This window comes from Paenibacillus sp. NPDC056579, assembly GCF_042793215.1.
Lineage (GTDB): Bacteria > Bacillota > Bacilli > Paenibacillales > NBRC-103111 > Paenibacillus_S.
Map to the genome: position 1 here is coordinate 1 of NZ_JBHTVD010000009.1, position 20609 is coordinate 20609.

The window sequence follows — 20609 nt, forward strand, 5'->3', positions numbered from 1 at the left end:
CCTGAGCCAGGATCAAACTCTCCATTAAAGTGTCGCCGAAGCGACCGTATAACAGAGCTTGTCTTAAGCTCAAAATTCAATGCTAGCGAGAATTTTCATTCTCTATTTAACACTCACTCATTGTTCAGTTTTCAAAGGACAATTTCGTTCATTTCCTCGTTGCCCAATCAGCAGCAAGGAATTTCAATATATCATATTCTCTCAAGCAATGCAAGCTTTTTTTAAATTTCTTTATTTAAGCTTCCCTTTGCTTGCCAGCCGTCATTTGGCCGGAAGACCAATATAGCATGATCCAAAATTATTTGCAACCCTAAATTTCAACTTTTATAGTATATCCGCCTTCAATAAAAAATAACAGCCTGATAACAAAACTGCAAATGCAGTATCGTCACCAGACTGTTTCTCATAATATGACTATTCCTTCGCCTCAAAGCCGGTCGCTTGGGCAAGCGCGAGCTCCTGTTGAAACTCCGGATGAATATGGCCGTTGGAGGCTAGAACATGGCGAACTCCCAACGTATATGGATTGCCTGCAGTATCGGTTACACGACCGCCCGATTCGGTTATCAGCAGCGAGCCTGCAGCAACATCCCACGAATTCAGCCCGATCTCCCAGAACCCGCTCAGCCTTCCCGCGGCCACATAGGCCATATGCAAAGCAGCGGAGCCCGCTACGCGAATGTTGCGAACTTTGGGCGTCAACGCCTGTACGCCTTGCATATTAATAGGCAAAGCATAATTTCTGTCGGCCGGGAAGCCTGTCGCTACCAAGCACTCGGAGAGCTTGATTTCTGTAGATACACGCATGCGTCTTCCGTGCAGGTAGGCGCCTTTTCCTTTTTCCGCAACGAAAAGCTCGTCCTGGATAGGGTTGTACACTACACCTACAATGACTTCCCCTTTATGAGCAAGCGCAATGGATACGCTGAAAAACGGGAATCCGTGCACAAAATTGGTCGTTCCGTCCAGCGGATCTACAATCCATAAATACTCGGCCTCGCTGGCCTCCTCCAATGCTTTGCTGGAAGCTTCCGGTCCCGGCTCCACTCCCTCCTCACCCAGTATGGAATGATGAGGAAAGTGCGTTTGTATCAAATTGCGGATCATCGTCTCCGCACCCTTGTCCACTTCGGTAACTAGATCATGAGGGGAATACTTCATATGTAAGCTGTTGAAGTCCCCTAGCTTGCTTTGGATCCACTCTCCAGCTTTGGATGCGGTATTGATGGCCACTGCGGTAAAATTTTTGCTTCCCACAACAAAAGATGAATTGCTTTCGTTAGCCATTTCAATCAGTCCTTTTCTTCCCATAAAAAATAGTTTGGTTTCGATTACAACCAGTATAGTTAATTTACGACCCAAAAGCTACAGCGTTTCACCCAATTAATACTAGAGTTTATGACAAATCAACAAACATCAGAACGGGTCAAATCGAGCTCCGCACCCTCTATCCCGGGGATGAAAACACCCTCGTTCTCCTGAGCTGCCTATCCAGCAAAAGCACTGCCGCCTCCATATGAAAAAAGACCCTTCTGCCGTCGCAACGAAGGATCTTCTTCAAGCAAATAATATAGGGTAAGTTGAATTACACGCCTACAATATGATAGCCGTTATCAACATAAATGACTTCTCCAGTAATACCACGGGACAAATGACTCATAAGGAACATGGCGGTGTCGCCAACCTCGGCTGTTTCCGTCGTGCGTCGGAGAGGCGCTTTTTCTTCTACGGTTTTCAAGATGGAGTTGAAGTCCTTGATGCCTTTTGCCGCCAGCGTGCGGATCGGACCTGCCGAAATCGCATTGACACGAACATTGTATTGACCCAAATCGTTGGCCAAATAACGGACGCTCGCTTCCAAAGCCGCTTTGGCTACGCCCATTACGTTGTAGTTCTTCATGGCGCGTTCCGCACCGAGGTACGTCATCGTCATGATGCTGCCGCCTTCGGTCATCAACGGATACAGGCGTTGGGCAACCGCAACGAGAGAGTAAGCGCTAATATCGTGAGCCAATGCGAAACCGTCGCGCGAAGTGCCTACGAACAACCCTTCCAGCTCCTCCGTCTTAGCGAACGCAATGCTATGTACAAGCCCGTGAAGAACGCCGAAATGCTCACGAACAGCCGCAGCAAGAGTATCAATCTCCGCATCCACCGTTACGTTGCAAGGCAGTACGATAGAATTGGGAATCGTATCGGCCAGCTTGCGTACCCGTTCCTCTACGCGCTCGCTCTCATAAGTAAAGGCAAGGCGCGCACCTTGAGCGGCCAAAGATTGAGCAATCGCCCAAGCGATACTGCGATCGTTCGCAACACCCATAATTAGTATATTTTTACCGTTCAGCAGTTGAGTCATGAAATAGAAGTCCCCTCTCCGAATTAAAATGAGGCGGCTTGGCCAACCTTACTTCTTTCTCAAGTTACCCCATTTTTACCAATAATTCAAGAGAGAATATAGTAGGTTTAAAGCTCGAACGAAGCTTGATCCAGCAAGGTTACGCCCGCTTCCTCACGCACATCCTCCACCAGCTTGAATAATGCTTCATCCTTCTTTTTGGCTTCAATCATGACATCCAGCCTGGGTGTGAGAGCGGAGATCGAACGAAGAAATGGCATGAGTACACGAGCATCTATAAAGTCCGCGTGACCTCTCGGATCCTTCTCGCTTTTGGGGCTGGACACATGGATTTTGGGCGGCAGCGGTCGATCCGAGCCTTGCTCACGCTCCCCTTCCCACGTACGCAAAATGCGGGGCCACAGCTCAGGAGCACTGTCCCGGCCCTCCTCGTGATTGACCTGGTGGTGATGAATATCGAGCACCATGGGAGTGTTCACCTTTTCACAAATGTCCAGCGTCTCGAGAGCGGTGAACGTTTTATCGTCGTTTTCCAAAGTCATTCTCCGTTTGATTCGCTCCGGCAGCTGTTCGAATCGGGAGACGAACCGGTCGGCCGCCGTCTTTTTGTTGCCATAGGTGCCCCCGACATGAATATTGCATTTGGCCGATTCATCAAGGCCCATCGCCTCTAACATCGTCACATGCCGGTCCAGATCGTCCAGCGAGTTGCGCAGCACCTCGTCTCTCGGAGTACTTAACACCGTAAAATGATCAGGATGAAAGCTGAGACGCATCGCATGTTCACGGGCATAGGAACCTAACTCGGCAAAAGCCTCCGATAACACAGGCATCGGGTTCCAGCCACGAAGAGCTTCGTGACCGATCAGCGGAATCAATTTGGACGAGCACCGGTACATGATGATATCGTGTGCCCGGTTATGCTTCAGAAGCCGAAGCGTATTATGGATATTTTCCGCAGCTATACGCTCCAGCTTTCGAATTGCCGCCTCCCGGTCTTCCAGCTTCAAGAATTGGGTTGCCGTCATCGTTTTGGAGGGAGAAGCATTGGACACACTCATCGACATTGCCACATAACCGAGACGAACAATCACAGGCTTGCACACTCCTTCCTCTCATCTACCGGCTAGGTTGTCCATTTGCGCCAAGAGCTATCAGAGCGGAAATAAAAAACACCTCTTCGCCCTGCGACGAAAAGATGCTTTTGCTTCGTTAACGTTATTTATGATTTAGGCCAAAAAACATTTCATGAGCCAGCGACGTTTGCACGCGCGCTTCTTCATCCGTAAGCCTGCGGACCAGCTCCATTTCCACTTGAGTCACTTCCTCGCCCTGAAAATTGATTTCCGCGATGGATGCGACAATTTTGACTATGGCGATCGCTTTATTTTCCGGAGTATAGGCAATGACCATCTGCCCCGTCGGGAAAACCCGGAAGCCGCTTTTGACCATTTTGCCCCGGCCATATTCCAACAGCTCGTAAAGCTCCTGCTCGGATTTGAATTTGCATACAGAATTGAATTCGGTTTGAAATCCCATACGTGGTCCTCCTTCCCAAGGCTTTATCAACCTGTTTATGCTAAGCATACGTGAAGCCGCTTCACGAATCAAGTCAATGGAACGATAACGGCGTCACATACGGAATATTCGATTGGATACAACCTCGTTCTAGTCCCTTACTCTACATCAAACGTATATTGAAGCCGCTGTTTATCGGCATGGCGTTGTAAAGCTAGAGTAATCAGATCGTCAAGAAGCTCCTGATACGGCTTGCCCGTCTCTTTCCATAGCAGCGGATACATGCTGAAAGGTGTGAAGCCTGGCATCGTATTAATCTCATTAATAAAAATGCGATTGTCTTCCTTGCGCAAAAAGAAATCGACACGCGATAAGCCGGATCCGTCAACCGCTTGAAATGCACGAACCGCCAGCTCGCGAATTTGATCGGACAGCTCCTCGGAAATTTCGGCCGGAATAATCATGGAAGATTTGCCATCGATATATTTCGCTTTATAATCATAAAATTCATTGGACGATACGATTTCACCGACAACGGATGCACGTGGCTCATCATTGCCTAGCACGGCTACTTCAACCTCACGCGCGTTGATGTTCTCCTCGACTATGACTTTACGGTCATACTGGAATGCGATTTGAATGGCGGCGATGAGCTCGTCACGGTTACTTGCTTTGCTGATGCCGACGCTGGAGCCGAGGTTAGCCGGTTTGACAAAACAAGGATAGCCAATGGAAATTTCGATTTCCATCAGGAAGTAGGCTTGGTCCTTTTCCCACTGCGTCTTGGTAAAATGACGGAACACGCATTGCGGTAAGCCTTCCTGCGCGAACACCTTTTTCATCATGACCTTATCCATGCCCACGGAGGAAGCAAGTACGCCTGCGCCTACATAGGCGATGTTGGCCATCTCCAGAAGACCCTGGATCGTTCCGTCTTCGCCGAAAGTACCGTGCAGCAGAGGGAATACGACGTCCAGCGGCTTGTCTTGGGCCGAACCTGTCTTTTGAGCCGGTGCCGTTTGGGACGAGCTGATTACGGCCTTATCCCCTGCAAGCTGGGAAGCAAAAAACGGCTGAAGCGCAAACGATGATGCCGGAGCGGATAGCGCCTCATCCTGGAACGTCAGCTCGGCAACGGTTTGCGCCGGAGCCGTCAGCTGAGGGCCCGTGCGCCATTCCCCCTGCTTCGTTATGTAAAATGGCTGAATTTCGTATTTGTTCATATCGAATGCTTTAATTACGGCGAGTGCCGTCTGCAGAGAGACCTCGTGCTCTCCCGACTTCCCTCCGTAGATTAAGCCGACGCGAATTTTGTCATTCATAATAACCTCCGAATGGATATGTCATTCAATGCATAGTACTATCGCTATTCTCGTAACCTAAGAACATTCTGAGAAGAATGTTCAACTTCGTAAGCATGCGCCGCTAAGAACATTCCGTAAAGGAATGTTCAACTTCGAATGCGTGCGCTAAGAACATTCCGCGAAATGATCGATTGGAAGTATCTGCTTAGATCATTCGAGGAATGTTAAGCTTCGGATCATATGATAAGAACATTCGAAGAATGCCGAAGCTTTCAGGCTACAGCAGATCCGCAATATGCAGGAACTTGTATTTAGTGTGTTCCGTCCAGGCTACAGAGTCCCTGTAGCTCCAGTATCTGTGATAGCTGTTGGTAGTATGGGCGTTCACCAGCGGCATTCCGTTCCCATCCTTGGCCGTTACGATAGTGCTGTGCTGGTATCGTCCGTTGCCGTCCCAGTCATAGCTTATTACGTCACCCAGCTCAAGCATTTCCGCCCGTGGCACCTCCTCGGCGCGAAATCCGCCGCGGTTCGCCAGCAAGTAGTGCTGCAAGCTATGAGCCACAGCCCAGCTGAAGCTCCACTGCTCTTGGCCGTTAAAGCGGCCTTTGTACCACCAGCCGGAATCCCTTTTCCCAGTATAGTGCATTGGCGCCCCGCCTGCAAAGAGGCACTGGGATATAAAATTGCTGCAGTCCACTTCAAATTCAATGTAAGCGGGATTCGCCTTATCCCACCAGGTATCGGCGTACTGAACGGCTTTCATCCGGTCATAAGACCCTTTTCGGCCGCTTGACTCCAAGTAGGGGAGCACGCTGTAATTCAAATAAGGCACAGAGAGCGAAGGGGCGGAAGAACTGACGGTATATTCGTCCATTTCAGACAGGTCGTCGTCCGCAGCCGCTTGCTCGGATGGATACGACCGCTCGGTGGCCATGGAATCGATCTTTGCGATATACCATTTCCCATCATATTCCATGAGTTGGATACGCTCGGATTCCAGTCTCTTTTCCTCCTGCTCCCGATAACCGATGGTTCCTACGGACGTTCGCCGCAGCAGGACATCGGCGGTTACGTTCCCGGGCTGTTCGTCCGCTTGCAGGATCGTTAAGCGGGTCTCGCTTTTCACAGGATAAAACCTGCGGTCCTGATCGGAATGAGCCGTTCTCGACAGCCGCTGAATTTGGGATTGCAAATAACCATTATCGGTAACAAAAGGCAGCAGAGGCTGGACGGAATAATCCATGTCCATTTGATTTTTGTGATGAACGTAATCATAGAGCGTCGTTTTCCAAGACATGCGGGCTACCTCCATTATTATGAAATGGCTGTTAAGGGCTGCCTAGCTGAACGGGATGCAAGTTATATGAAAAAACGTAAACCAGACAGGCTTTTTCACGCATAGCAATTACTCCAATATATGAAGAAATCCAAGTAAAAATGATTGAATTTAACCTTTACGCGGGGCCTTTCAGCATGTATACTTAGTGTATGGCAATTATGAAATCCTGTTTCAATAGATGAAACATAGATGGTTTCAGCTTACAACTTCTTAAGGAGGAATGACACTCATGGCTAAAAAAGACCATTACTCGGTCCGTAAAGCGCTTGACGTAAAAGGTAAAACATACCAGTACTACAGCCTGCCAGGACTCGAGGAGCAAGGCCTCGGCAACATTTCCGCACTTCCTTTTTCCATTAAAGTGCTGCTGGAAGCAGCGGTTCGTCAATTCGACGGCAGAGCGATTACTCCAGATCATGTAAAGCAAATCGCAAACTGGGCGAAAGAGCGCGAAGAGAAAGAAATTCCTTTTATTCCTGCTCGTATCGTTCTTCAGGACTTCACCGGCGTACCGGTTGTCGTTGACTTGGCGGCAATGAGAGACACGATGAAGAAATCCGGCGGAGACCCTAAACGGATCAACCCGCTCGTTCCGGTTGACCTGGTTATCGACCACTCTGTCATGGTTGATGCTTTTGGTACCAAAGACGCTTTGGACACCAACATCAACATTGAATTCGAGCGTAACGAAGAGCGCTACCGTTTCCTTCGTTGGGCACAAACGGCATTCGACAACTTCCGTGCTGTTCCTCCTTCAACAGGTATCGTTCACCAAGTTAACTTGGAGTACCTGGCTAGCGTAGCAGCTACGAAAGTCGTTGACGGCGAAACGGAAGTATATCCTGATTCCCTCGTAGGTACTGACTCCCACACTACAATGATCAATGGTCTTGGTATCGTAGGCTGGGGCGTAGGCGGTATCGAGGCGGAAGCAGGAATGCTTGGACAACCTCTGTACTTCGTTACACCTGAAGTTATCGGCTTCAAATTGACAGGCACATTGCCTGAGGGCGCTACGGCTACCGACTTGGCTCTTACCGTTACCCAAATGCTTCGTAAAAAAGGCGTTGTAGGTAAATTCGTCGAGTTCTACGGCCCAGGTCTTAGCAACATCAGCTTGGCAGACCGTGCAACAGTTGCGAACATGGCACCTGAATACGGCGCGACGATCGGCTTCTTCCCTGTTGACTCCGAGTCCCTCAACTACTTGAGAGGCACTGGCCGTGAAGAAGATCAAATCGCTTTGGTTGAAGCTTACTATAAAGCACAAGGCATGTTCCGTACGGACGATACTCCGGACCCTGTATTTACGGACAAAATCGAGCTTGACCTTTCCTCCGTTGTACCAAGCTTGGCAGGTCCTAAGCGTCCTCAAGACCGCGTAGAGCTGACAGCTATGAAGGAATCGTTCAACTCGATCGTTCGCACGCCGATTGAAAAAGGCGGATACGGCTTGAGCGACGAAAAAATCGCTGAAACCGTTGAAGTAAAACACGCTAGCGGCGAAGTTACCAAAATGGGCACAGGCGCAGTCGTTATCGCGGCTATTACAAGCTGTACTAACACTTCCAACCCAAGCGTTATGCTCGGTGCAGGTCTCGTTGCGAAAAAAGCGGTAGCACGCGGTTTGAAAAAACCGGCTTACGTGAAAAGCAGCTTGACTCCAGGCTCCCTGGTTGTTACCGAGTACCTGAAAAACGCAAACGTGCTTGAGTCCCTCGAAGCATTGGGCTTCCACGTAGCTGGCTACGGCTGTGCAACCTGTATCGGTAACTCCGGTCCTTTGCCTGACGAAGTAAGCAAAGCGATCGCAGACAACGACATGACGGTAGCCGCTGTATTGTCCGGTAACCGTAACTTTGAAGGCCGCGTTCACGCACAAGTCAAAGCGAACTACCTGGCTTCCCCGCCGTTGGTTGTTGCCTATGCTCTTGCAGGAACAGTGAACATCGACCTGGCGAACGATCCTATCGGCTACGACCAAGCGAACCAGCCGGTTTACTTGAAAGACATCTGGCCTACTAAAGACGAGATCCAAGAAGCTATCAATACGGCTATGGGTCCTGAAATTTACCGTGAGAAATATGCGAATGTATTCCGCGCCAACGAGCGTTGGAACGCTATCGATGTTCCAGAAGGCGAGCTGTATGAGTGGGACGAGAAATCCACTTATATCGCGAACCCTCCGTTCTTCGAGAACCTGGGCGCTGGCATTTCCGATATCGCCGACATCCGCAGCGCAAGAACTTTGGCTTTGATGGGCGATTCCGTAACAACGGACCATATCTCTCCTGCAGGTAACATCAAAGTCGACAGCCCGGCAGGTAAATTCCTGATCGAGCATGGCGTGAAGAAGGAAGACTTCAACTCCTACGGTTCCCGCCGTGGTAACCATGACGTTATGATGCGCGGTACGTTCGCGAACATCCGTATTCGTAACCAAGTGGCACCTGGCACCGAGGGCGGCGTAACGACTTACCTGCCGACCGGCGAAGTCGAGTCCATCTACGATGCTTCCATGAAGTATCAAGCTCAAGGAACGAACCTTGTCGTTATCGCAGGCAAAGAATACGGTACAGGAAGCTCCCGTGACTGGGCAGCGAAAGGTACATTCTTGCTTGGCGTCAAAGCGGTTATCGCTGAGAGCTTCGAGCGTATTCACCGCTCCAACCTCGTGGGCATGGGCGTATTGCCTCTGCAATTCCACGAAGGCCAAAGCTGGAAAACGCTTGGTATCACAGGTACTGAAACGTTCGACATCTCCGGCTTGAGCAACGACGTTCAACCGGGTCAAAACGTAACGGTAACGGCTACCCGTGAAGACGGAACCAGCTTCTCCTTCGAAGTATCCGTACGTCTCGACAGCATGGTGGATGTAGACTACTACAGAAACGGCGGTATTCTGCAAACCGTATTGCGTCAAATCATGGCTTAATCTAAGCCTTGAACCAATAGATACAAAGATTCATGCAATACAAGCGAAAAGCCCCGCAAGGGGCTTTTTTGCTTGTCGAAGCAGCGCGGTTGGAGGCTGCTTCCGCAAGAAGCGCGGTGAAATGAAAAACAGGAGCTTCCGGGTCATGAGTATGACCCGACGAAGCTCCTGTTTGTTTATTTCACCATCTTGCCCATGCGGCTGGCCGCTTCCATCAGGACCGGCGCATGCTCCTTCATCTTCTCCAACGTGAGCCGGTTGGAGGGTCCGCTCACCGCAAGCGCGGCTACAAGCCGCTGCGCCCGGGTTAAGACGGGCACCGCCACCGCCGCGGCGCCGGGCTCCCGCTCCTCGACGCTCGTCGCGTAGCCGAGCGCCTTCGCCTCCGCCAGCTGCTGCAGGAAGGCGCCTTGATCGAGCCCCGCCGGCCAAGCCGGGCTCGAGAGCAGCGCCTCCTGCAGCTCCTGCTCCGCGAAGGCGACGAGGATCTTGCTCGAAGCGCCGACGTAGAGCGGCATTCTCGCTCCGATCGGAGCAACGCGGCGAATCGCCTGGTTGCTCTGCACCGCCTGCACGCGCACGCGCTCGAACCGATCGCTTACATATAAGCTGATCGTCTCGTCGAGCTGGTCGCGCAGCCGTTCCATTTCCGGCAGAAAGATCAGCGCCGGGTCATCGCTATGTGTCATATTGGCCGACAGCTCCCATATGCGGAAGCCAAGCCGGTATTTATCCGAAGCGGCGTCACGGATTACGAAGCCCTTCCCTTCCAAGGATGCAAGAAGCCGATGCACCGTGCTCTTGTGCAGCGATACACGGAACGCGATTTCCGTCAGGCTCAAATCGGACGAATCCGTAAAGCAAAGCAATATATCCAGTGCGCGTTCTACGGCGCGCACGGTTAGTTTACCATCTTCCATCGTAGGTTCCTCCGTCATATAGTTTCACCAAATGAAACTCTGTTACGTATAGTATAACTCGGTCCGGCAAAAACGTAAAGGTATTATTTCACCAAAATCTGACTGGGATACCGTCTAAAAGACCTAGCTCCGTCCTAATATTACGGACAGATTACAACAAGCTAACATTTCTCGCGAACGATTGACGCGGATGCCCGCTGCATTTTACTATAGTTATAAGAAGACCAAGCAAGTGTTACCCATCGATTTCTCCGCCTATGGAATTCGCTGTTCACCGCTTAAGTCATCTTAGTCAACAAGGAGGGATCCCGATGGAAACGAACCCCGTCACCCCAACCACTATAAGCACAACAAGTGTTGAAACCGCTGTCAAAACGCGTTCCGTAGCCAGACGCAGAATCAAAACGATCCTAATCGCTCTGCTTTCCGTCGTGCTGCTCTTTGTCAGTCTGGTTATGGCTTTCCATGCATATATCGCCTGGACGTTAGCCAGGCCTCATATCGATCCTTTACGTTCGAACCCGTCGATCGCATTCGGCGCGGCTTATCAAGATATCGAGTTCCCCAGCCTGAACGGAAGCTCTGTCTTAAGCGGCTGGTATATCCCGGCCCAACAGGCTGCTCCGGCCAAGAAAACCGTCGTCTTCTCGCACGGCTACGGCGGAAACCGCGAAGAAATCTGGGTTCCGATCTACGATTTGGCTCGCGAGCTCCACAAGCAAAACTATAATGTCCTCATGTTCGATTATGGCTTCGTACAGCCGAAGGAAAGCGTGACCGGAGGAATCCGCGAATCGCAGGAGCTGCTCGGCGCAATTAAATATGCTAAGGATCAAGGCGCGGAGCACGTATATGTATGGGGCTTCTCCATGGGAGCCGGCACCGCTTTGCAGGCCGCGCTGTTAACCGACGATATCGAGGGCATGATCCTGGACAGCACCTTCATTCTGGAGCCCGAAACGCTGTATCATAACATGAAGCAGGTCGCCAATTTGCCGAAATATCCGACGCAGCCGCTGGTCGATTTCTTCTTCCCGTTCATTAACGGCGTAAACCTGAGCCAGATTCCTTACGACAAGGTCAAGGAGACGAAGTACTCCATCCCGATCTTCTTCATTCACGGAAAGCAGGACTTGAAGGCCCCCTATGAAATGGCGCAAACCATTTACAACAACCAGCCGGCCAATTCCGGTTCCGAGCTGTGGCTGCTCCCTAATGACAGTCATGAGCTGATCTACAGAGCGCATCCGAAAACCTACTTATCTTTAACGACCGGCTTCCTGAAAAACGTCGCTGCTTCGCAGGCCTTTTTGCAAAAGGAGCCCGGAGCTGTCGTAAATTAAAAAATCCCCCTTGCCTGTTGGTCTTCAACAAGAAAGGGGGATTTTTTTGAGTTCGTTTATTGCTTCAGCAGCGACAAAAATTCGGCACGCGATGCCGGTTCCTTGCGGAAAATACCGCGAACGGCCGACGTCACCGTCTTGCTGCCCGGCTTCTTCACGCCGCGGGCGCACATGCACAAGTGCTCGCCTTCCACAACGACCATACAGCCGTGAGGCGTAAGCTCCGTTTCGATAATATCGGCGATTTCGGATGTGATCCGCTCTTGCACCTGCAGTTTGCGCGTAACGGCTTCGACCAGTCTGGCAAACTTGCTGAGACCGGCGATTTTGCCGCTCGGCACGTAGCCGATATGAATTTTGCCGAAAAACGGCGCCATATGATGCTCGCATTGGCTGTAATACACAATATCCCGCACGATGACGAGCTCCTCGTGCTTCTCGTCGAAGGCTACGCCGAGAATCTCTTTGTAGTCCGCTTCGTAGCCTGCGAATATCTCTTCGTACATCCGGGTTACCCGGGCAGGGGTATCGAGCAAACCTTCACGATCTACGTCTTCTCCGATTAATCTTAAAATCTCTTTTATGTGACCTTCGATTAATTCGCGGTTTTCGCTGACCCGGGTATTTTTGTATTCTTTGGCCGGCATGTTTTGCACCTCCTGTGAGCTTCACCAGGGGTGAAGCTTACCTTCGTAAGGATTTGCTGAACTTCACCTTGGGTGAAGTTTGCATCGTAAGGATAAACTGGGCTTTGTGAAGCAAAGCCTGCTTCGTAGGCTTCTTCATTAGCTTCACCGGAGGTGAAGCTTACTTTATTTTCTTCCCGGCTTGCGGCCGCCGAAGTTTTGGTTTTTCATCATTTGCTGAGCTTTTTGCAGCTGCTGCTTGTTCATGTTGTACCCCATCTTCTTGGCCATTTCCTGAAGCATAGCCGGGTCGCTCTGCATATTTTCAAGCTGCTTGCGCAAATAGTAGACACCTGCGAAAAATCCGCCTACCGCGCCGACAAGTAGAGTAACAATAGGGATAATATAGCTCCACATTACTACGAATTCACCTCATTAGGAAGTTATCATTGTACCATAATAGCAAATACTGCGCTTGCACACAAATACGTTTTTTCTATTTGCCTCTCCGCCCGTCTATAAAAGCACGCTGTCGATAAACACCGTCGTATGCTTGGCCAGATCGACTTCCTTTACGTTCAGCTCGCGGTCGGAGAAGTCGGATTTGACGACCCGGACGACCGGGCGACCCGGAAGTCCTCTGTGCTGCCCTACAACGACCCCCGTTTCCTTGGTCGACAGCTTTACCGAAGCACCCGTCGGATATACGGATACCGTCCGCAGGAAGTGAATCACAATCTCGCGGTCGAGCTGTGTTCCGGCAAGCGCCGTCATTTGTTCGCAAGCTTCGTGCGGCAGCATGCGCCGGCCTAATGAAAGGTCGGACAGCAGGTTGTCATACGTGTCGGCGACGGCCGTAATTTTTGCATACAGATGAATCTGATCGCCGGGTATTCTTCTCGGGATGCCTTCGCCGTCCATCCGCTCATGATGCTGGAACGCTACATGCGCTATGAGCAGGCTCAGCTCGCGTTTGTTTTTAAGCAGTTCGAAGCCCCGCCAAGTATGATGCTTGCGCAAATCGGCAGATTCGTCGTCCGTAATGGACTCGATTTTACCCACATCGTGCAGCATGGCCCCAATCGACAGCTCACGCAGCTGAGCCATCGGAAGCCCCATATGAATGCCTATCAACACGGACATCATGCATACGTTAAGCGCATGGACATACATTTGGTTATCCTGGGTGCGTATGTCGGAGAGCTGTATAAGCACCTCTTTGTTCTTCATAATCTCTTCCAGCAGGTTGTCGATACTGCCGTTAATGCTGCGGGTGTTGAAGTCTTTGCCCGAGCGGATCGATTCGAACGTTTCCCCCATGCGCTGCATGACGGCGCGCTTCGTTTCCTCCGACACGACTTCGGCTATTTCCACGTCCTCAAACTGAGGGTCTTTAATGTAGATCATCGTGACGCCGATCCGCTTCAGCGTCGTTATCATGTAAACCGTCAGCTGCACCCCTTCGGAGAGCAGCACCGCCCCGTTGCCGGAGAAAATCGTCCTTCCCAGAAACTGGCCGGGCTCGACATTATCAATGTGTACGTATCTCATAGGCTCTCTCCTAAAAGCTTCCGCCAGGACGCCATATCGCCGTAAGCCTGTAGCTTGCGATACATTCAACGCTTCCCTCGGCAAAGCTTCTCTTCTATTGCATCATTCGGCAGTTCCTGTTCCCCGGACTGCGACGAACGTCCTACTACTTATATCGGATAACCTTCGAGCCTTAATAAGCGGGTTTTCACATCCAGCCCGCCGCCATAGCCGACCATGGATCCGTCCGCTCCAATAACGCGGTGACACGGAACAATAATCGGGACGGGATTCTTATTGTTGGCTCCGCCTACGGCGCGGACCGCCTTTTCCGACTGAATGGCCCGTCCGATGTCTTTGTAGGAGCATACTTGACCGTATGGAACCTGCGTCAACGCCCGCCATACTTTGACTTGAAACGGCGTTCCCCGCAAATCAAGCGGCACATCGAAAGTCGTACGGCTTCCGTCGAAATATTGCTCCAGCTGGTTTTGTGCCTCCGTGAGCTTTGAGCCGCTCTCCTCCCATTCGGTCGTTCCGAACCATCGATCGGACCACTTTTGGAGATCAGCTTCGTTATCCGAGAACCGGCCGAATTCGATATGGCACAGTCCGCTGTCGGAAGCTGCGACAATCAACGGCCCGATAGGAGACGATACCTCAGTGTAATGGATGCTCGTGCTTGGCATAGGCTTTGTCCAGCTCCTTCCTTACGATTGCATCCTGCTCCCGTTCCTTGGCTTCGAGGATGGCCTCCAGTGCCTGCTCTCCGCCTATTCTTCCTAATGCCCAGGCAGCAGCCCCGCGAATTTCCGGCCGGTCGTCGGTCTTCAGCAACTTACGCAAGGCAGGTATGGCTTCCTTGTCTTTAAAATGCCCCAGCGCCAATATCGCATTGCGCTGAATCGGCTTTCTGCCTCTCCACGCTGCGGCGCTGGAGCCGAACTTCTCTTTGAACTCCCGGTTGCTGATATCAAGCAGCGGCATTAGCAGCGGCTTGGCCTGCTCAGGGTCTGGCCGAAGCTCCGGTTGGTGGGTCCAGTTTTTCCCTTTATTCTTGGGACAGACGATCTGGCACGTATCGCAGCCATACAGACGATTGCCGATTTTCTCCTTTATCGCATCGTCCTCGATATGGCCTTTGGTCTGCGTTATGAACGAAATACACAGCTGCGAGTTCAGCTGGCCAGGCCCTACAAGCGCTCCCGTCGGGCAAGCGTCAATACATATCGTGCAGTCGCCGCAGCTTTCCGTGACAGGCGAATCCGGGGGCAGGGGCAAATTCGTAATCATGTCCCCAAGGTACACCCAGGAGCCGAATTCCGGCGTAATAATGGAGCAGTTTTTGCCGCTCCAGCCGATCCCCGCTCTCTCCGCTACGGCACGGTCCACGAGCGCTCCCGTATCCACCATGCTCTCCAGTCTCGCATCGGGAACGCGCTCCCGTATCCATGCTTCCAGCCGCTGCAGCCGATTGCGCAGCACGCGGTGGTAGTCTTCGCCCCATGCGGACCGGGACAGCATTCCGCGGTAAGCTCCCGGCTCGGAGCGCGGCACATAAGGAAGCTTCGACGGATAAGCTATCGCAATAGAGATAATGGAGCGCGGCGCCTCCAGACTAAGCGCAGGATCCGTCCGCTTGTCCAAATCCGGATCCTCAAAGCCCGATTCAAAGCCCTGCTCGCGGTGACGCAGCAAAATATCCTTCAGCTCGGTGAAAGGATCGGCGCTCGCAATTCCTATTTTATCGATACCGAGCTCTGCGGCTGCCGCCTTCATGTCCGCTTTCAGCTGGTGCCAGTTCATGTTGCTCCCGTCTTTCGCTTCTGTCGGCATTTGTTCTCACCTCACGATCCATCGGGACCGTTTAAACTATCGTCCCTTTTCTTACAATGATCCCCATTTGGCTACCGGCCATACGATGCATTCCGCGAGTCCTTCTACGGAACTCAGCGAAACGGCGCCAAAGCTGCGGCTATCGTAGCTTGCATTCCGGTGACGGTTGTCCCCCATCACAAAGATATGACCCGGTTCCACAATATACGGATCGAACCGGCCGTCCTCAATGAGGGAATCCGTATAGCTCTCTTCATTCGAGCTGCCGTTCACGTACAGCTTGCCCTGCCGTATAAACACTTCGTCCCCAGCAATGGCGACGACGCGTTTGACCAAATATAAGTGCTCTGAGCCTTCACCCTCCGGCTCCTTGATCACGACGATATCCCCCCGCTCGGGCTCCCTCGTCCAAAAAGCCGCTTTATTAATAAACAGCCATTCGCCTTCTTCAATAGTTGGTCGCATTGATGCACCCTTTACAGGGGACAGATGAAATCCGTATTGATGGATCAACAGAATAAGGAATAATGCAACGACGATAGATTTCATCCAATCCCATAGTTCCGCCATAAAATCCGTCGCCTGATCCACCGGAGCCCCTTGCCCCGCCAAGTCGCGATCCGGTTTTTTCTGAGGGAAAAAAACCATGCTTATGCCTCCGCCCCTTCACCTTTCCACTTCTGCCACTGCCGGTAATATTCATGCACCCATTCGTCATGGAACGGTGCCTGGCCCTGCTGGATGCGAAGAAGCAAGTCCTGAAGGCCTTGTTTGACCTTGCCGTCAACGATGGATGAGTAATGGTAGCAGATTTTATGCCTCTCATACTCTTCCTGATCGACAATATGAACGGCGCCTCCCGGCATTCGGATCACATCCAGGTCATAATCGATATACGTTATGACGTTTCCGTTCACATAAGGCGGAGATGCCACGTTGCAATAATACCGCACTCCGGAGTCCTCGAGCAGCGCCACTACATTAAACCATTGCTTCGGAATAAAAAACGAAATGCCCGGGATGCGGCTGACCCATTCCTTCCCGTCCGCTTCGATAATCTTGGTCTGGCTGTTGATTAGAACCATCATCGATTCGGCTTTGTGCGATTCATGCAGAAGCGATTCGGGCACCATCCCGTTTTCCTGCCAGGTACGGTGTAAATGTCCGTCATGCTTGAAGCTTTTTATAATGTAGGAAGAAAACGTCGCCATGAGGTCCAAACCCTTCTATATTAACGTACGTTCGCCGATGCCTTCATAAGAAAATCACCGGATTATCGCCTTAAATCGTCTTTTGTCTAGCATAAACTTATGTCCGGCCGCTTTCAAGAGGATTCCCGTCATACAGCGAATAAATCCACGAAAATACACCGAATCCGGCGGCAGAAAAAACAAAAAAGCACAGCCTGTGCAGCGCATGCGGGCTATGCCTTGGTAATGCTATTCAATGCTTGTTAGCAGCGGATGCTTATCCGTTGACAATGCTCAGGCGGTGCGTCGTCCGCGAGAAATCCGTTGCTTGATACCCTGCCGATTCATATACCGGAATGACCGTCTCATTGTGTACATCTACCGTTACCATAATCTTGCGAACTTTCCGTTGAACGAAACGTTGTCTCATCCCTTCGATCAATGCCTTGCCAATGCCCCTGCGCTGAAACTCCTGACCTACTGCGATACGGTAATAATAGCCGTTGTGGTTATCGATTGTGCCTACGATAATACCCACCAGCTGGTCTTCCTCGATGGCGACAAGCACCAATTCGCTGTCCCACGAAAGCTGTCTTGCGAAGGCTTCCATGGTTTCGTCATAACAGGCCTCTGTCAAAACCTGCTTGAACAAGTTGGTAACGGAAACGTAATCGGACAATTGAAAGGAACGAACAAGCATCTCTGAACTCTCCCCGCCGCTTGGTATAGTTAATATATAAAATACGACAAATCTCGCAATATTCCTTCTAAATTTCGAAAAAAACACAAAAAAACTTCATAATATTTTAAAATTCTACTGAAAGCGCTATTTTTTAAGCGTTTTCACGAACGTTCGTTCACTCTAGGTCAGGCACGAGCTTCAGCTCCGCCCAGCGGTCGGTGTCATAAGCTCCGGACATTTCGTGATCTTTTTTCCCCTATTGACAGAATAGGAAGAAATGAGTAAAATTCACTGAGAATGATTTTCATTATTAGATATATAAGGGGAGATATCTCAGATGTTTGTCAAACGGATTCGTTGGACCAAACCATCCATTCTTTTAAGTGCTGTTCTTAGTATTGGCTTGATTGTATCCGGTTGCGGCCAGGCACCGGCTAAAGATAATGCGGGCAGCAACGGCGGTTCCCAGCCGACGTCCCAGCCAGAGAAAGCGGCAGCCTCCGCTTCTTATTCGGTGCAGCACGCTATGGGAGAAACCAAGCTTCCCGGCAAGCCGTCCAAGGTTGTTGTACTGACGAACGAGGGTACGGAAGTGCTGCTGTCACTCGGCATCAAGCCTGTCGGAGCGGTTAAATCGTGGTCCGGGACTACTTTTTACGATCATATTAAAAAGGACCTTGAAGGAGTCGAAGTAGTAGGCGACGAGAATCAGCCGAATCTGGAGGCTATCGCCAAGCTGAAGCCGGATCTGATCATCGGTAACAAGCTGCGCCAAGAAAAAGTATACGCTCAGCTGTCCGCTATCGCTCCAACCGTTTTTTCCGAGAAAATCAATGCCGACTGGCAAAAGAACTTCAAGCTGTATGCCGAAGCATTGGGCAAGAAGACCGAAGGCGATCAGCTGCTCGCCAAGCTTGACCAACGCATCGCCGAGTTCAAAACCAAAGCAGGCGACAAGCTGAACATGAAAGTATCCCTCGTTCGCTTCATTCCGGGCAAAACGCGTATCTACTATAATGATACGTTCGCCGGATTCATGCTCAAAAAGATCGGCTTCCAGCGTCCGCAAGCGCAAAACAAAGAGACGTTCGCCGATGAAGTAAACAAAGAGCGCATTCCGGATATGGAAGGCGACATCCTGTTCTACTACACTTGGGACAACGACAAGAAGGAAGCGAGCAGCGTCGAGAAGGAATGGACCAACGATCCGCTCTGGAAAAACCTTAATGTCGTGAAGCAGAGCAATGTTCATAAAGTAAGCGACGATACATGGAATTCATCCGGAAGCATTATTTCCGCAAATCTTATGATGGACGATTTGGAAAAAATCGTTTTGAAAAAATAAGTTTTTGAGAGAGGGCCTTGCGCCCTCTTTTTTATTTGTCGGCACGACGCGAGCTGTCTCTTTACGCACCTTCGGCGAACATGATGTATAATAAAGAACATATCTACTAGCGTGAAGCAAGGAGAAACGGACACATGAGCACTTTGACTTTACAAATTACGGAACCGAAAAATAAAGATTTGCTCGATCTGATCGCCAAGCTGGACGACTACCTGTATTCGATCTATCCGGCTGAAGAGGTGTTCGTCGTCGATTTGGACGAGCCTAAGGTGCAAGACATCGTCTTTGTCGTCGCCTATCTGGACGGAAAGGCTGCCGGATGCGGCGCTTATCGTCCTCTGGACTCTCACTCCGCAGAGCTGAAACGCATTTTCGTCGATCCGGCGTACCGGAACCGAAGGATTGCGTCCAGGGTAATGACGTTCCTTGAGCAGGATGCGAAGCAGGCGGGCTTCACTGCTATGCTCCTCGAAACCGGGCCGATGCAGCAGGAATCGATAGAGCTGTACAAAAAATTCGGTTACGAGCTTATTGACCGGTTCGGAGAATATATAGATTGTCCGAGCAGCATTTGTATGCGAAAACATCTCGTCTAATTTCAGCATAATCACCACGAGGAGAATTATGACAACTAATTTGCCATTTGACGGAGCCGATGGAATGACTGATGCGCTTGGAACTGGTGAACCGTGTGGAGCAGGTGAAGTCGATGGAGTCGGCGGGCAGTGTGGAACTGGTGGAGCCGAGGGAATCGGTGAAGCACTTGGAACTGGTGGAACCGAGGGCGTCGGTGGAGCGCCAGGTGGAGCCGATGACCAGGCTGCTGCATCCTTTGAAAGGATGCCATACGAAGGCATGACCATACGCTCCATGGGCCACGACGACGTAGCGGCCGTGCACGAGCTGATGACGGATGTCGTCTCCCGCCTCCCTTCCAGCTCGCTGTTCGCTACGGATGATGTAGCGTACTTGCATAGCCTGCTGAATCGCGGAGGCGAGATCTACGGAGCCTTTGACAACGGGCGGCTGGTCGCCTACACCGTGCTTGCCATCCCTGGAACGGCTGCAGGCAATTTGGGCCGCGAATTCGGAGTTCCGGATTCGGAGCTCGACCGGGTCGGAGTGCTCGATGCGACGATCGTTCATGAATCGGTGCGGGGCCGGGGGCTGCAGCGATTCTTCCACGAGCTGCGCGAGCAGCGGGCCCGAACGCGCGGACTGGTGTGTTTGTACTCCACCGTCCATCCCGACAACCTCGCCAGCCGCCGAAATTTGGAGGCTGCCGGCTTTGCTCTTCAGTTCACCCGCCCTATGTACGGCGGGCACCCGAGGCATTGCTACGCCAAGAGGCTGGAATAGCCGCGTCCGGCGCTCACGGCTTCTTGACGGGCAGCAGGCACTACCGCTCTGTTGCAGCTTGGAGCAGTATCCTTAGGGTCAAGCGGACGGTATAGGTGTGCGTAGACGCAGTAGACATAAGGCGGAGTCGTAAGAGCAGGAGCGCCAATTAAAGGAGCAACCTGACGGAGCAGGATCCTTGCCCGTCAGGTTCTTTGCGTTCAGTCAACCAGCTCCTGTGCAGAATCGTGTGCTGGGGGAGCCTACACCCATCTATACTGCAGTTGCTGCCGCCGCTGCCGCTTAGGATTGTGCGAAGCCGGGGAGGCTTCGGACCGTACGTC

21 protein-coding genes are annotated in these 20609 nt (G+C 51.4%); 6 read left to right on the plus strand and 15 right to left on the minus strand.

The genetic code is table 11. From position 1 onward, the window contains the following. Positions 1–414: 414 nt before the first annotated feature. From ACFQ88_RS28300 to ACFQ88_RS28325, 6 genes are all read right to left on the minus strand, one after another. Positions 415–1287 carry an inositol monophosphatase family protein gene (locus ACFQ88_RS28300; RefSeq protein ID WP_239630111.1) on the minus strand — a complete coding sequence of 291 codons (873 nt, stop codon included), beginning with the start codon at positions 1285–1287 and terminating at the stop codon, positions 415–417. A 298-nt stretch (positions 1288–1585) separates the two neighbouring features. Beyond that, the gene (gene fabI, locus ACFQ88_RS28305; RefSeq protein WP_239630112.1) at positions 1586–2356 is read right to left on the minus strand and encodes an enoyl-ACP reductase FabI; all 771 of its coding nucleotides are present in this window, start codon (positions 2354–2356) and stop codon (positions 1586–1588) included. A 107-nt stretch (positions 2357–2463) separates the two neighbouring features. Further along, the gene (gene uvsE, locus ACFQ88_RS28310; RefSeq protein WP_379459457.1) at positions 2464–3450 is read right to left on the minus strand and encodes a UV DNA damage repair endonuclease UvsE; all 987 of its coding nucleotides are present in this window, start codon (positions 3448–3450) and stop codon (positions 2464–2466) included. Between the two features lie 124 nt (positions 3451–3574). Beyond that, positions 3575–3895: a hypothetical protein gene (locus ACFQ88_RS28315; protein WP_239630114.1), complete on the minus strand. Its 321-nt coding sequence runs from the start codon at positions 3893–3895 to the stop codon at positions 3575–3577. A gap of 137 nt (positions 3896–4032) precedes the next feature. Beyond that, positions 4033–5196: a D-alanine--D-alanine ligase gene (locus ACFQ88_RS28320; RefSeq protein ID WP_379459460.1), complete on the minus strand. Its 1164-nt coding sequence runs from the start codon at positions 5194–5196 to the stop codon at positions 4033–4035. A 259-nt stretch (positions 5197–5455) separates the two neighbouring features. Further along, positions 5456–6478 (minus strand): amidase domain-containing protein, encoded by a 1023-nt coding sequence (locus ACFQ88_RS28325; RefSeq protein WP_379459462.1) that lies wholly within the window; start codon positions 6476–6478, stop codon positions 5456–5458. A gap of 271 nt (positions 6479–6749) precedes the next feature. Here ACFQ88_RS28325 and acnA point away from each other — a divergent pair, with 271 nt between their 5' ends. Further along, entirely contained in the window at positions 6750–9455 is a 2706-nt protein-coding gene (acnA, locus tag ACFQ88_RS28330) for an aconitate hydratase AcnA (RefSeq protein WP_239630117.1), read from the plus strand. Positions 9456–9631: 176 nt separating this feature from the next. Here the strand turns inward: acnA and ACFQ88_RS28335 are convergent, their stop codons facing one another. Further along, positions 9632–10375: an IclR family transcriptional regulator gene (locus ACFQ88_RS28335; RefSeq protein WP_239630118.1), complete on the minus strand. Its 744-nt coding sequence runs from the start codon at positions 10373–10375 to the stop codon at positions 9632–9634. A gap of 311 nt (positions 10376–10686) precedes the next feature. Here ACFQ88_RS28335 and ACFQ88_RS28340 point away from each other — a divergent pair, with 311 nt between their 5' ends. Next, the gene (locus ACFQ88_RS28340) at positions 10687–11718 is read left to right on the plus strand and encodes an alpha/beta hydrolase (RefSeq protein ID WP_239630119.1); all 1032 of its coding nucleotides are present in this window, start codon (positions 10687–10689) and stop codon (positions 11716–11718) included. 56 nt (positions 11719–11774) lie between these two features. Here the strand turns inward: ACFQ88_RS28340 and folE are convergent, their stop codons facing one another. From folE to ACFQ88_RS28380, 8 genes are all read right to left on the minus strand, one after another. Beyond that, the gene (gene folE / locus ACFQ88_RS28345; protein WP_239630120.1) at positions 11775–12365 is read right to left on the minus strand and encodes a GTP cyclohydrolase I FolE; all 591 of its coding nucleotides are present in this window, start codon (positions 12363–12365) and stop codon (positions 11775–11777) included. A 165-nt stretch (positions 12366–12530) separates the two neighbouring features. After that, a complete protein-coding gene (locus tag ACFQ88_RS28350) occupies positions 12531–12761 on the minus strand; it encodes a YneF family protein (RefSeq protein WP_239630121.1) in 231 nt (76 codons plus the stop codon). A 99-nt stretch (positions 12762–12860) separates the two neighbouring features. Further along, the gene (locus ACFQ88_RS28355) at positions 12861–13895 is read right to left on the minus strand and encodes an HD-GYP domain-containing protein (RefSeq protein WP_379459466.1); all 1035 of its coding nucleotides are present in this window, start codon (positions 13893–13895) and stop codon (positions 12861–12863) included. Positions 13896–14044: 149 nt separating this feature from the next. Next, positions 14045–14563 (minus strand): methylated-DNA--[protein]-cysteine S-methyltransferase, encoded by a 519-nt coding sequence (locus tag ACFQ88_RS28360; RefSeq protein WP_379459468.1) that lies wholly within the window; start codon positions 14561–14563, stop codon positions 14045–14047. Further along, positions 14535–15710, minus strand: coding sequence for a tRNA epoxyqueuosine(34) reductase QueG (queG, locus tag ACFQ88_RS28365; RefSeq protein WP_379459470.1), 1176 nt, complete (start codon positions 15708–15710; stop codon positions 14535–14537). The genes ACFQ88_RS28360 and queG overlap by 29 nt, the downstream gene beginning before the upstream one ends. Before the next feature lie 51 nt (positions 15711–15761). Next, the gene (gene lepB / locus ACFQ88_RS28370) at positions 15762–16358 is read right to left on the minus strand and encodes a signal peptidase I (protein WP_239630125.1); all 597 of its coding nucleotides are present in this window, start codon (positions 16356–16358) and stop codon (positions 15762–15764) included. A gap of 2 nt (positions 16359–16360) precedes the next feature. After that, the gene (locus ACFQ88_RS28375; RefSeq protein ID WP_379459473.1) at positions 16361–16921 is read right to left on the minus strand and encodes a DUF402 domain-containing protein; all 561 of its coding nucleotides are present in this window, start codon (positions 16919–16921) and stop codon (positions 16361–16363) included. A 256-nt stretch (positions 16922–17177) separates the two neighbouring features. After that, on the minus strand, positions 17178–17600 hold the full coding sequence (locus ACFQ88_RS28380; RefSeq protein ID WP_239630127.1) for a GNAT family N-acetyltransferase: 423 nt from the start codon (positions 17598–17600) through the stop codon (positions 17178–17180). A gap of 319 nt (positions 17601–17919) precedes the next feature. On the opposite strand from ACFQ88_RS28380, the gene ACFQ88_RS28385 reads away from it, so the two are divergent. The 4 genes from ACFQ88_RS28385 (at position 17920) to ACFQ88_RS28400 (ending at position 20286) form a co-directional block, all read left to right on the plus strand. Further along, on the plus strand, positions 17920–18927 hold the full coding sequence (locus tag ACFQ88_RS28385) for an ABC transporter substrate-binding protein (RefSeq protein ID WP_379459476.1): 1008 nt from the start codon (positions 17920–17922) through the stop codon (positions 18925–18927). Positions 18928–19061: 134 nt separating this feature from the next. Continuing rightward, positions 19062–19523, plus strand: a complete 462-nt coding sequence (locus ACFQ88_RS28390) for a GNAT family N-acetyltransferase (protein WP_379459478.1) — start codon at positions 19062–19064, stop codon at positions 19521–19523. A gap of 71 nt (positions 19524–19594) precedes the next feature. Continuing rightward, positions 19595–19786, plus strand: a complete 192-nt coding sequence (locus ACFQ88_RS28395; protein WP_379459480.1) for a hypothetical protein — start codon at positions 19595–19597, stop codon at positions 19784–19786. Further along, a complete protein-coding gene (locus ACFQ88_RS28400) occupies positions 19783–20286 on the plus strand; it encodes a GNAT family N-acetyltransferase (RefSeq protein WP_379459482.1) in 504 nt (167 codons plus the stop codon). The genes ACFQ88_RS28395 and ACFQ88_RS28400 overlap by 4 nt, the downstream gene beginning before the upstream one ends. The last annotated feature ends 323 nt before the right edge of the window (positions 20287–20609 follow it).

Excerpts from the sequence above, each read along its gene's own strand:
- ACFQ88_RS28300 (WP_239630111.1), bottom strand. The coding sequence starts at position 1,287 with ATGGCTAACGAAAGCAATTCATCTTTTGTTGTGGGAAGCAAAAATTTT.
- ACFQ88_RS28320 (WP_379459460.1), bottom strand. The coding sequence starts at position 5,196 with ATGAATGACAAAATTCGCGTCGGCTTAATCTACGGAGGGAAGTCGGGA.
- lepB (WP_239630125.1), bottom strand. The coding sequence starts at position 16,358 with ATGGTTTTTTTCCCTCAGAAAAAACCGGATCGCGACTTGGCGGGGCAA.
- acnA (WP_239630117.1), top strand. The coding sequence starts at position 6,750 with ATGGCTAAAAAAGACCATTACTCGGTCCGTAAAGCGCTTGACGTAAAA.
- folE (WP_239630120.1), bottom strand. The coding sequence starts at position 12,365 with ATGCCGGCCAAAGAATACAAAAATACCCGGGTCAGCGAAAACCGCGAA.
- queG (WP_379459470.1), bottom strand. The coding sequence starts at position 15,710 with ATGCCGACAGAAGCGAAAGACGGGAGCAACATGAACTGGCACCAGCTG.
- ACFQ88_RS28380 (WP_239630127.1), bottom strand. The coding sequence starts at position 17,600 with ATGCTTGTTCGTTCCTTTCAATTGTCCGATTACGTTTCCGTTACCAAC.
- ACFQ88_RS28350 (WP_239630121.1), bottom strand. The coding sequence starts at position 12,761 with ATGTGGAGCTATATTATCCCTATTGTTACTCTACTTGTCGGCGCGGTA.
- ACFQ88_RS28385 (WP_379459476.1), top strand. The coding sequence starts at position 17,920 with ATGTTTGTCAAACGGATTCGTTGGACCAAACCATCCATTCTTTTAAGT.
- ACFQ88_RS28340 (WP_239630119.1), top strand. The coding sequence starts at position 10,687 with ATGGAAACGAACCCCGTCACCCCAACCACTATAAGCACAACAAGTGTT.
- ACFQ88_RS28355 (WP_379459466.1), bottom strand. The coding sequence starts at position 13,895 with ATGAGATACGTACACATTGATAATGTCGAGCCCGGCCAGTTTCTGGGA.
- fabI (WP_239630112.1), bottom strand. The coding sequence starts at position 2,356 with ATGACTCAACTGCTGAACGGTAAAAATATACTAATTATGGGTGTTGCG.
- ACFQ88_RS28360 (WP_379459468.1), bottom strand. The coding sequence starts at position 14,563 with ATGCCAAGCACGAGCATCCATTACACTGAGGTATCGTCTCCTATCGGG.
- ACFQ88_RS28315 (WP_239630114.1), bottom strand. The coding sequence starts at position 3,895 with ATGGGATTTCAAACCGAATTCAATTCTGTATGCAAATTCAAATCCGAG.
- ACFQ88_RS28335 (WP_239630118.1), bottom strand. The coding sequence starts at position 10,375 with ATGGAAGATGGTAAACTAACCGTGCGCGCCGTAGAACGCGCACTGGAT.
- ACFQ88_RS28390 (WP_379459478.1), top strand. The coding sequence starts at position 19,062 with ATGAGCACTTTGACTTTACAAATTACGGAACCGAAAAATAAAGATTTG.
- ACFQ88_RS28400 (WP_379459482.1), top strand. The coding sequence starts at position 19,783 with ATGACCATACGCTCCATGGGCCACGACGACGTAGCGGCCGTGCACGAG.
- ACFQ88_RS28375 (WP_379459473.1), bottom strand. The coding sequence starts at position 16,921 with ATGGCGACGTTTTCTTCCTACATTATAAAAAGCTTCAAGCATGACGGA.
- ACFQ88_RS28325 (WP_379459462.1), bottom strand. The coding sequence starts at position 6,478 with ATGTCTTGGAAAACGACGCTCTATGATTACGTTCATCACAAAAATCAA.
- ACFQ88_RS28395 (WP_379459480.1), top strand. The coding sequence starts at position 19,595 with ATGCGCTTGGAACTGGTGAACCGTGTGGAGCAGGTGAAGTCGATGGAG.